Source organism: Burkholderia sp. BC1 (assembly GCF_052683555.1).
Genome location: NZ_JBQYLP010000116.1, coordinates 1 through 9,431, shown reverse-complemented (window position 1 = coordinate 9,431; position 9,431 = coordinate 1). Strand labels below are relative to the sequence as shown.

The window sequence follows — 9,431 nt, the reverse complement described above, 5'->3', positions numbered from 1 at the left end:
GCCTGCAACTTCGGAAGTTGGTCCATTGATCAGCGTTTCCCTAGCGCGCCGTCGTAAATGCGGGAACCGAAACAATGTTCGGCGTAACGGGCCGCGGCCCGCCGCGGCGACGCAACACAGGAACGACGATGGTCTTCAGGAACCTGACGATACGTGCGCGTATCGGTTTGACGATGGCTTTTCTCGCCGCGCTGCTGGGCGTAATCGGCGTGCTCGGCCTGTACGGGATGACGAGCGCGAACGAGTCGACGCGCGAGATCTTCACGAACCAGATGCCGAGCGCGGTCAACGTGTCGGTGGCCGAAATGTTCGCGGCCCGCGAGCGGCTCGCGCTCGATCGCGCGGCACTGCTGGCCGGCACACCCGACTCGGCGGCCGCCATCGAGCGCAGCCGCGCCATGCGCGCACAGTCCGACGCGCGGTGGCAGAAGTATCTCGCGCTGCCGCGCGGGCCGGAAGAGGACCGGCTCGCGCAGGACGTCGCAGCGAAGCGGCAGGCGCTGCAAGCCAGTTGCGACGCGTTCGCGAGCGCCATCGCGTCCGGCGACCACGATCGGATCGGCGACGGCGCGAAGCAGCTGCAGGTGCGCTTCAACGAACTCGCCGGCGCGAACGAAGCGCTGCGCAACTTCCAGTTCAGCGACGGACAGACGCGCTTCGATCGCGCGGAGTCGGTGTATGGCGCGCTGCGTGTGGTGTCGATCGTCGTGCTCGCGATCGGCCTCGTCGCCGCGCTGCTGTCGTGGGTCACGCTGAGCCGCGCGATCGGCCGGCCGCTCGCGGATGCGCTCGCGCATTTCGACGCGATTGCCGCGGGCGATCTGCGCCGTACGATCGTCGTGAGTCGACGCGACGAAATGGGCCAGCTGCTCGACGGCCTCGCGAAGATGCAGCGCGGGCTCGTCGACACGGTGCGCACGGTGCGCGGCGGTAGCGAGTCGATCGCGACGGCGGCCCGCCAGATCGCGGCCGGCAACGTCGACCTGTCGTCGCGGACCGAAGAACAGGCGGCCGCGCTGCAGGAAACGGCGTCGAGCATGGAACAGCTGACCGGCACCGTGAAACAGAACGCGGACAATGCGCGCCAGGCAAGCTCGCTGGCCGCGAATGCGTCGGAAATTGCAAACAAGGGTAATACGGTGGTCGGGCAGGTCGTCGACACGATGGGCGAGATCAATGCGAGCTCGGCCAAGATCGCGGACATCATCGCGATCATCGAGGGCATTGCATTCCAGACCAACATCCTCGCGCTGAACGCGGCCGTCGAAGCCGCACGCGCGGGCGAGGAAGGGCGCGGGTTCGCGGTCGTCGCGGGCGAGGTGCGCAGTCTCGCGCAGCGTTCGTCGAGCGCGGCCAAGGAGATCAAGGCGCTGATCGACGCGTCGGTCGAGCGGATCCGCTCGGGTTCGACGCTCGTCGACGAAGCGGGACGCACGATGAGCGACGTGATCGGTGCGGTGCAGCGCGTGACCGACATCATGGGCGAGATCGCGGCGGCGTCCGAGGAGCAGAGCGGTGGCATCGACCAGGTCGCGCGCGCTGTCGCGCAGATGGACGAGGTCACGCAGCAGAACGCGGCGCTCGTCGAAGAGGCCGCGGCTGCCGCGCAGTCGCTCGACGAGCAAGCCGCGCGCCTGCGCGAAGCGACGTCGGTGTTCCGGCTCGACGACGAGGCGCGGCCGGCGGCAGGCGCAGCCGATGCCGCGCGCCGCGCGCCGCGTGCGACGACCGCGTCGAGCACGTCGACCGCACAGACCGCGTCGGCCGTCGTGCGCGCGGCATCTTCCGCACCTTCCGCACCGGCTGCCGCCCGCGACGAGCGCGATGCACCGTCGCAGCGCGCGGCTGCGTCGGCGCCCGCGCGCAAGACGGCTGCCGCGCCTGCCGCGGCGCCGCAGCTCGCGACGGCCGGCGCCGACGACTGGGAAACGTTCTGAGTCGAACGCACGCCTCATCTATCCCCATTTGCTCACGCCCGACGCCCGCAACCTGCGGGCGTCGTCGTTTCCGCGCTCGACACGATGCGTAACGGCCTGCATGACCGCTCCGTCGTGCATCTCGACGTGCAACGCATCGTCACGCGCGTGCGATGCGCAGCGCGCGCCCCGGTCGGGCGCGCATCGTGCTCCTGCAATGACGCATCGATCGTACGGGTATCTCCGTAAGGGCTGTTCGAGGAAAATTTGTAACGGCGTGGCAAACGTGTCGTCGCAAACGGCTGCTCGAACGTCTAGGGATGAAGGGGGGAAGCGGCGACGACGGAAGCGTCCGATGGACGAGATGTTTCGTTGCTCGACGAGACGCTGCGGATGCAGTTTCTGCGGCTCGGAACATCGATTGTAAAGCGTCGAAATGCGCTGTGCGGGCGGTGTTGTGGAGAATGTCGAACTTCATACAACGAGTTCGTGAAAAAAAATAAGAAAGGGTTTAGGATGAATTCGAACGCGCTTGCTTCTGCGCAGTCATAGAAGGCAGGCACGTCTTCAGACATAGGCGAGGGAGGTAGCATGGATATTTACAGCAGCTTCGCGAACCGCTTCGAAAAAACGCGAGAAGAAGAGTTCTCGCTTGAGGAGTACCTCGCGCTCTGCAAGAACGATCCATCGGCGTACGCTACGGCCGGCGAACGCATGCTGGCTGCAATCGGGGAACCAGAACACATCGATACCCGCAACGACCCGCGCCTGTCGCGGATCTTTGCGAACAAGGTCATCAAGGTCTATCCTGCGTTCCGCGAGTTCTACGGGATGGAGGAAGTGATCGAGCAGGTCGTGGCGTACTTCCGCCACGCTGCGCAAGGGCTCGAAGAGAAGAAGCAGATCCTCTACCTCCTCGGCCCGGTCGGCGGCGGCAAGTCGTCGATCGCCGAGCGTCTGAAGCAACTGATGGAGCGCGTGCCGTTCTATGCGCTGAAGGGGTCGCCCGTCAACGAATCGCCGCTCGGGCTGTTCGACTACGACGAAGACGGCCCGATCCTCGAGGAGCAGTACGGCATTCCGCGCCGCTATCTGAAGAGCATCCTGAGCCCGTGGGCCGTCAAGCGGCTGCACGAGTACAACGGCGACATCCGCCAGTTCCGCGTCGTGCGCCGCTATCCGTCGATCCTGCGGCAGATCGGCATCGCGAAGACGGAGCCGGGCGACGAGAACAATCAGGACATCTCCTCGCTCGTCGGCAAGGTCGACATCCGCAAGCTCGAGCAGTACGCGCAGGACGATGCCGACGCCTACAGCTATTCGGGCGGGCTCTGCCTCGCGAACCAGGGGCTGCTCGAATTCGTCGAAATGTTCAAGGCGCCGATCAAGGTGCTGCACCCGCTGCTGACCGCCACGCAGGAAGGCAACTTCAAGGGTACCGAAGGCTTCGGCGCGATTCCGTTCGACGGCATCATCCTCGCGCACTCGAACGAGTCGGAGTGGAAGGCGTTCCGCAACAACCGCAACAACGAGGCGCTGCTCGACCGGATCTTCGTCGTGAAGGTGCCGTACTGCCTGCGCGTGTCCGAGGAAGTGAAGATCTACGAGAAGCTGATCCGCAACTCGTCGCTTGCCGAGGCCGTGTGCGCACCGGGCACGCTGAAGATGATGTCGCAGTTCTCGGTGCTGTCGCGGCTGCACGAGCCGGAGAACTCGAGCCTGTTCTCGAAGATGCAGGTGTACGACGGCGAGAACCTGAAGGACACCGATCCGAAGGCGAAGTCGTATCAGGAGTATCGCGACTATGCGGGCGTCGACGAAGGGATGACGGGCGTGTCGACGCGCTTCGCGTTCAAGATCCTGTCGCGCGTGTTCAACTTCGATTCGAGCGAGGTCGCGGCGAACCCCGTGCACCTGATGTATGTGCTCGAACAGCAGATCGAGCGCGAGCAGTTCCCGCCGGAAACCGAGCAGAAGTATCTGTCGTTCGTGAAGGACGTGCTCGCGTCGCGCTACGCGGAGTTCATCGGCAAGGAGATCCAGACGGCGTATCTCGAATCGTATTCGGAGTACGGGCAGAACATCTTCGATCGCTACGTCACGTACGCCGACTTCTGGATCCAGGATCAGGAATTCCGCGATCACGACACGGGCGAGAGCTTCGACCGCGCCGCCTTGAACGCGGAGCTCGAGAAGATCGAGAAGCCGGCCGGCATCAGCAATCCGAAGGATTTCCGCAACGAGATCGTGAACTTCGTGCTGCGTGCGCGTGCCGCGAACGGCGGCAAGAATCCGGTGTGGACGAGCTACGAGAAACTGCGGGTCGTGATCGAGAAGAAGATGTTCTCGAATACCGAGGAACTGTTGCCGGTCATTTCGTTCAACGCGAAGGGCTCGGCCGAGGAGCAACGCAAGCATGAGGACTTTGTAAACCGGATGGTCGCGAAGGGCTATACGCCGAAGCAGGTGAGGCTGCTTTGCGACTGGTACCTGCGCGTGCGCAAGTCGTCATGACGCGCGCGGTACGGCGCCCGTGCGGACGGTCCGCACGGGCAACCTCAGAGACGCCGCCCGCATGACGGCAGACGGCATGTGCGGCGAGCGTCCCGGCATATCGACATTCGAGCGGGAGACCGGGAGTGCTTCATCAAATCATCGACCGCAGGCTGGCCGGCAAGAACAAGAGCATTGCCAATCGCGAACGCTTTCTGCGTCGCGTCAAGAACTACATTCGTCGCGCCGTTTCCGACGCGGTGCGCGATCGTAGCATCAAGGACATCCAGAGCACGCAAAGCATCACGATTCCGCGCAAGGACATCGCGGAACCGACGTTTCGCCACGGGCCGGGCGGGCGTCGCGAGTACGTGCATCCCGGCAACGAAGACTACGTGCGCGGCGACAAGATCCCGCGTCCGCAGGGCGGCGCGGGCGGCGGCGGCAGCCAGGCGAGCAACGAGGGCGAAGGGCAGGACGACTTCGTGTTCGAGCTGTCGCGCGACGAGTTCATGCAGTATTTCTTCGACGATCTCGAACTGCCGCGGCTCGTGAAGACGCACCTGCTGACGGTGCCGAGCTGGAAGAACGTGCGCGCGGGCTGGTCGGCGGAAGGCACGCCGAACAACATCGACGTCGTGCGCTCGCTGCGCAGCGCGCTCGGCCGGCGCATCGCGCTCGGCTCGCCGCTCGTCAACGAGCTGCGCGAACTCGAAGCGCAGCTCGAAGCGCTGAAGAGCGACCCCGAGGATCGCCGCGCGGACATCGCGACGCTCGAAGCGGAGATTCATCATCTGAAAGGGCGCATCTGGCGGATTCCGTTCATCGATCCGTTCGACCTGCGCTACATCAATCGCGTGAAGCAGCCGCAGCCGTCGAGCCAGGCCGTGATGTTCTGCCTGATGGACGTGTCGGGTTCCATGGACGAGCAGCGCAAGGATCTCGCGAAGCGCTTTTTCATCCTGCTGTACCTGTTCCTGAAGCGCAATTACGAGCGCATCGAAGTCGTCTTCATCCGTCACCATACGCGCGCGGAGGAAGTCGACGAGGATACGTTCTTCCATTCGACCGAAAGCGGCGGCACGGTCGTGTCGAGCGCGCTCGAGCTGATGCGCAAGGTGATGAACGAGCGCTACTCGCCCACGGAGTGGAACATCTACGGCGCGCAGGCGTCCGACGGCGACAACTGGACTGACGATTCGCCGAAGTGTCGCAAAATCCTGGAAGAGGATATTCTCACGAAGACGCGTTACTTCGCGTACATCCAGGTCGCGCCGGAGGAGCAGAATCTGTGGCTGGAGTATGCGCAGCTGGCGCTGTCGCAGCCGCATCTGGCGATGAAGAAAGTCGAATCGGCTGCCGACATCTACCCGGTCTTTCGCGAATTGTTCGAAAAGCAGGTGGAAATGTCATGACGACCCGCCACCTGCACAACGAGTCGCGCGGCTACGAGCCGCGTCCTGCCGGCGACGACACCGGCCGTGCCGCATCGCAGCAACGCGGCGCTGCCGGCGCGACGCCGGCCGCCGACTTGCCCGCTGCCGGGCAAAAGGAAGCGCGTATGAACGTGGCCGAACGCAAGCCGCTGCCGTGCCCGTCCGACTGGACGTTCGAACTGCTCGAGGAATACGACACGCACATCGCGCAAGTCGCCGAGCAGTACGAACTCGATATCTACCCGATCCAGCTCGAGCTGATCAGCGCCGAGCAGATGATGGACGCGTACGCGTCGGTCGGGATGCCCGTCAACTATCGCCACTGGTCGTTCGGCAAGCACTTCCTCGCCACCGAGAAGAGCTACCGTCGCGGCCAGATGGGGCTCGCGTACGAAATCGTCATCAATTCGAATCCGTGCATCGCGTATCTGATGGAAGAGAACACGATGACGATGCAGGCGCTCGTGATCGCGCACGCGGCGTACGGCCACAACTCGTTCTTCAAGGGCAACTACCTGTTCCGGCTGTGGACCGACGCGCACGCGATCATCGACTATCTCGTGTATGCGAAGAACTACGTCGCCGAATGCGAGGAGCGCTACGGGCTCGATCGCGTCGAGGAACTGCTCGACTCGTGCCACGCGCTGATGAACTACGGCGTCGATCGCTACAAGCGTCCGCAGAAACCGTCGCTCGCGAAGGAAGCCGCGCTGCGGCGCGAACGCGAGGCGTATCTGCAGTCGCAGGTCAACGAGCTCTGGCGCACGCTGCCGGGCAAGAAGCCCGAGCTGGCCGAAGAGCAGGAGGAGCGCTATCCGCCCGAGCCGCAGGAAAACCTGCTGTACTTCGCGGAAAAGAACGCGCCGCTGCTCGAGCCGTGGGAGCGCGAGGTGATCCGCATCGTGCGCAAGATCGGCCAGTATTTCTATCCGCAGCGGCAGACGCAGGTCATGAACGAAGGCTGGGCGACGTTCTGGCATTACACGCTGCTCAATACGCTCTACAACCAGGGCAAGCTCGAAGACGGCTTCATGATGGAGTTCCTGCATTCGCATAGCAACGTCGTCTATCAGCCGCCCGTCACGAAGCCGTACTACAGCGGGATCAACCCGTATGCGCTCGGCTTCTCGATGATGAGCGACATCCGCCGCATCTGCGAATCGCCGACGGAAGAGGACTACAAGTGGTTCCCGGAAATCGCCGGCACGCCGTGGCTGCCCGCGATGCACTACGCGATGCGCAACTTCAAGGACGAGAGCTTCATCGCGCAGTACCTCTCGCCGCATCTGATCCGCGAGATGCGGCTGTTCTCGGTGCTCGACGACGACATGCGCGACGCGCTCGAGGTGTCCGCGATCCACGACGATTCCGGCTACCAGTACGTGCGGCAGGCGCTGTCGCGGCAGTACGACATTCACCATCGCGAGCCGAACATCCAGGTCTGGGCCGTCAACACGCGCGGCGACCGCAGCCTGACGCTGCGTCACTTCATGACCGACAACCGCCACCTGTCGAACGACAGCGACGAGGTGCTCAAGCACATGGCGCGGCTCTGGCAGTTCGACGTGTATCTGGAGAGCGTCGACGAGGCCGGCACCGTGCGCAAGCGCTACGAGTGCCGCTATACGCCGCCGGAGGTGCGGCTCTGACCGCAGCGCCCGGTTGTTTGCATCGGACGCCAGCCTTCGGGCTGGCGTTTTCATATGACGCGTGCATGACGCGAGAAAAATTTTCTACATCGGGACGAACCCGGAAAGCCTGTTACTTTACATTTCGCTAAAATCGCGTAGCCCGTGCACCCGGAACCGGTGCCACGGCGACCGCACGCGGCGGCACCCCGGCCGCCCCTCTCTGCAAGCACTATAAGGAACAGACCAACCCATGGACGTCCAGACCGACCAAGCCGCGCTGTCCGCGCACGATACCCGGCGGCGCGTGTTCGCGATCGTCGGCGCCTCGTCGGGCAACCTCGTCGAGTGGTTCGACTTCTACATCTATTCGTTCTGCGCGCTGTACTTCGCGCCCGCGTTCTTCCCGAGCGGCAACACGACGACGCAGCTGCTGAACACGGCCGGCGTGTTCGCGGCCGGCTTCCTGATGCGTCCGATCGGCGGCTGGCTGTTCGGCCGCATCGCCGACCGCCACGGCCGCCGCACCGCGATGATGATCTCGGTGCTGATGATGTGCGGCGGCTCGCTCGTGATCGCCGTGCTGCCGACCTACGCGCAGATCGGCGCGCTCGCGCCGGCGCTGCTGCTCGTCGCGCGCCTGTTCCAGGGGCTGTCGGTCGGCGGCGAATACGGGACGAGCGCGACGTACATGAGCGAGGTCGCGCTGAAGGGGCGGCGCGGTTTCTTCGCGTCGTTCCAGTACGTGACGCTGATCGGCGGCCAGCTGTGCGCGCTGCTCGTGCTCGTGATCCTGCAGCAGACGCTGTCGCACGACGAACTGAAGGCCTGGGGCTGGCGCATTCCGTTCGTCGTCGGGGCGGCGGCCGCGCTGATCTCGCTCTATCTGCGCAAGTCGCTCGACGAAACGTCGACGAGCGAGTCGCGCGACAAGAAGGATGCGGGCACGATCCGCGGCGTCTGGGAGCACAAGGGCGCCTTCTTCACGGTGGTCGGCTTCACGGCCGGCGGCTCGCTGATCTTCTACACGTTCACGACCTACATGCAGAAGTACCTCGTGAACACGGCCGGCATGCATGCGAAGACGGCCAGCAACGTGATGACCGTCGCGCTGCTCGTCTACATGCTGATGCAGCCGCTGTTCGGCGCGCTGTCGGACAAGATCGGCCGCCGCATGTCGATGATCCTGTTCGGCTCGCTCGCCGTGATCGGCACGGTGCCGCTGATGCATGCGCTGAAGGGCGTGACGAGCCCGGTCGCCGCGTTCGCGCTGATCACGGTCGCGCTCGCGATCGTCAGCTTCTACACGTCGATCAGCGGCCTGATCAAGGCCGAGATGTTCCCGCCCGAAGTGCGCGCGATGGGCGTCGGCCTGTCGTATGCGGTCGCGAACGCGATCTTCGGCGGCTCGGCGGAATACGTCGCGCTGTGGTTCAAGTCGATCGGCAGCGAGGAGACGTTCTACTGGTACGTGACCGCGCTGTGCGCAATCTCGCTGATCGTGTCGTGGCGGATGCGCGATCCGAGCAAGGAAGGGTATCTGCGTCACGAGCCGTGATCGGCGCCGCGCGGCGGGCCTGCGCGCCCGTCGCGACCGGCCGCGATACCGGCAGCGCCCCGTCATTGCGGCGGGGCGTTTTTTTTGCGCGCGCGCCGCGTTTGCATACGCGTACGCAAGCTCATCGCGGCGCGCGCGATAACGATATCCGAATCGATTCGTTGCCGCCGTCGCGCGATTTCCTTACCCTGACTCCGTAGTTCGTGTGACACCTCCTTGACTGGGATTCACGCCCGCTGCGTGCAGCGGGCGTTTTTTTATCCGCGGCGCGACGTGCGCCGCACTCATCACGAAACCCGAAGAGCAAAGCACCATTTGTTGGTTCGGATTCGCCGCACGCGCTGCTACGTTAGGGAAACGCTGATCAATGGACCAACTTCCGAAGTTGCAGGCGAGATGG

Annotated in this window: 5 protein-coding genes and 1 pseudogene; all 6 read left to right on the top strand. The window is 64.2% G+C overall.

Annotated features, from left to right (window positions below; translation table 11 throughout):
• The first annotated feature begins 128 nt into the window (after positions 1-128).
• Positions 129-1,937, top strand: a complete 1,809-nt coding sequence (locus ACSHSS_RS28920) for a methyl-accepting chemotaxis protein (protein WP_445545867.1) — start codon at positions 129-131, stop codon at positions 1,935-1,937.
• A gap of 570 nt (positions 1,938-2,507) precedes the next feature.
• On the top strand, positions 2,508-4,430 hold the full coding sequence (locus ACSHSS_RS28915) for a PrkA family serine protein kinase (RefSeq protein ID WP_006400134.1): 1,923 nt from the start codon (positions 2,508-2,510) through the stop codon (positions 4,428-4,430).
• A gap of 125 nt (positions 4,431-4,555) precedes the next feature.
• Complete coding sequence (locus ACSHSS_RS28910) at positions 4,556-5,824, top strand: YeaH/YhbH family protein (protein ID WP_088928537.1); 1,269 nt, start codon at positions 4,556-4,558, stop codon at positions 5,822-5,824.
• Complete coding sequence (locus ACSHSS_RS28905; RefSeq protein ID WP_006414429.1) at positions 5,821-7,494, top strand: SpoVR family protein; 1,674 nt, start codon at positions 5,821-5,823, stop codon at positions 7,492-7,494. Before ACSHSS_RS28910 ends, ACSHSS_RS28905 begins: the two co-directional genes overlap by 4 nt.
• Before the next feature lie 232 nt (positions 7,495-7,726).
• Positions 7,727-9,031, top strand: a complete 1,305-nt coding sequence (locus ACSHSS_RS28900; protein ID WP_060043163.1) for an MFS family transporter — start codon at positions 7,727-7,729, stop codon at positions 9,029-9,031.
• Positions 9,032-9,247: 216 nt separating this feature from the next.
• Positions 9,248-9,431: pseudogene (locus tag ACSHSS_RS28895) on the top strand (hypothetical protein); the annotation flags it as partial.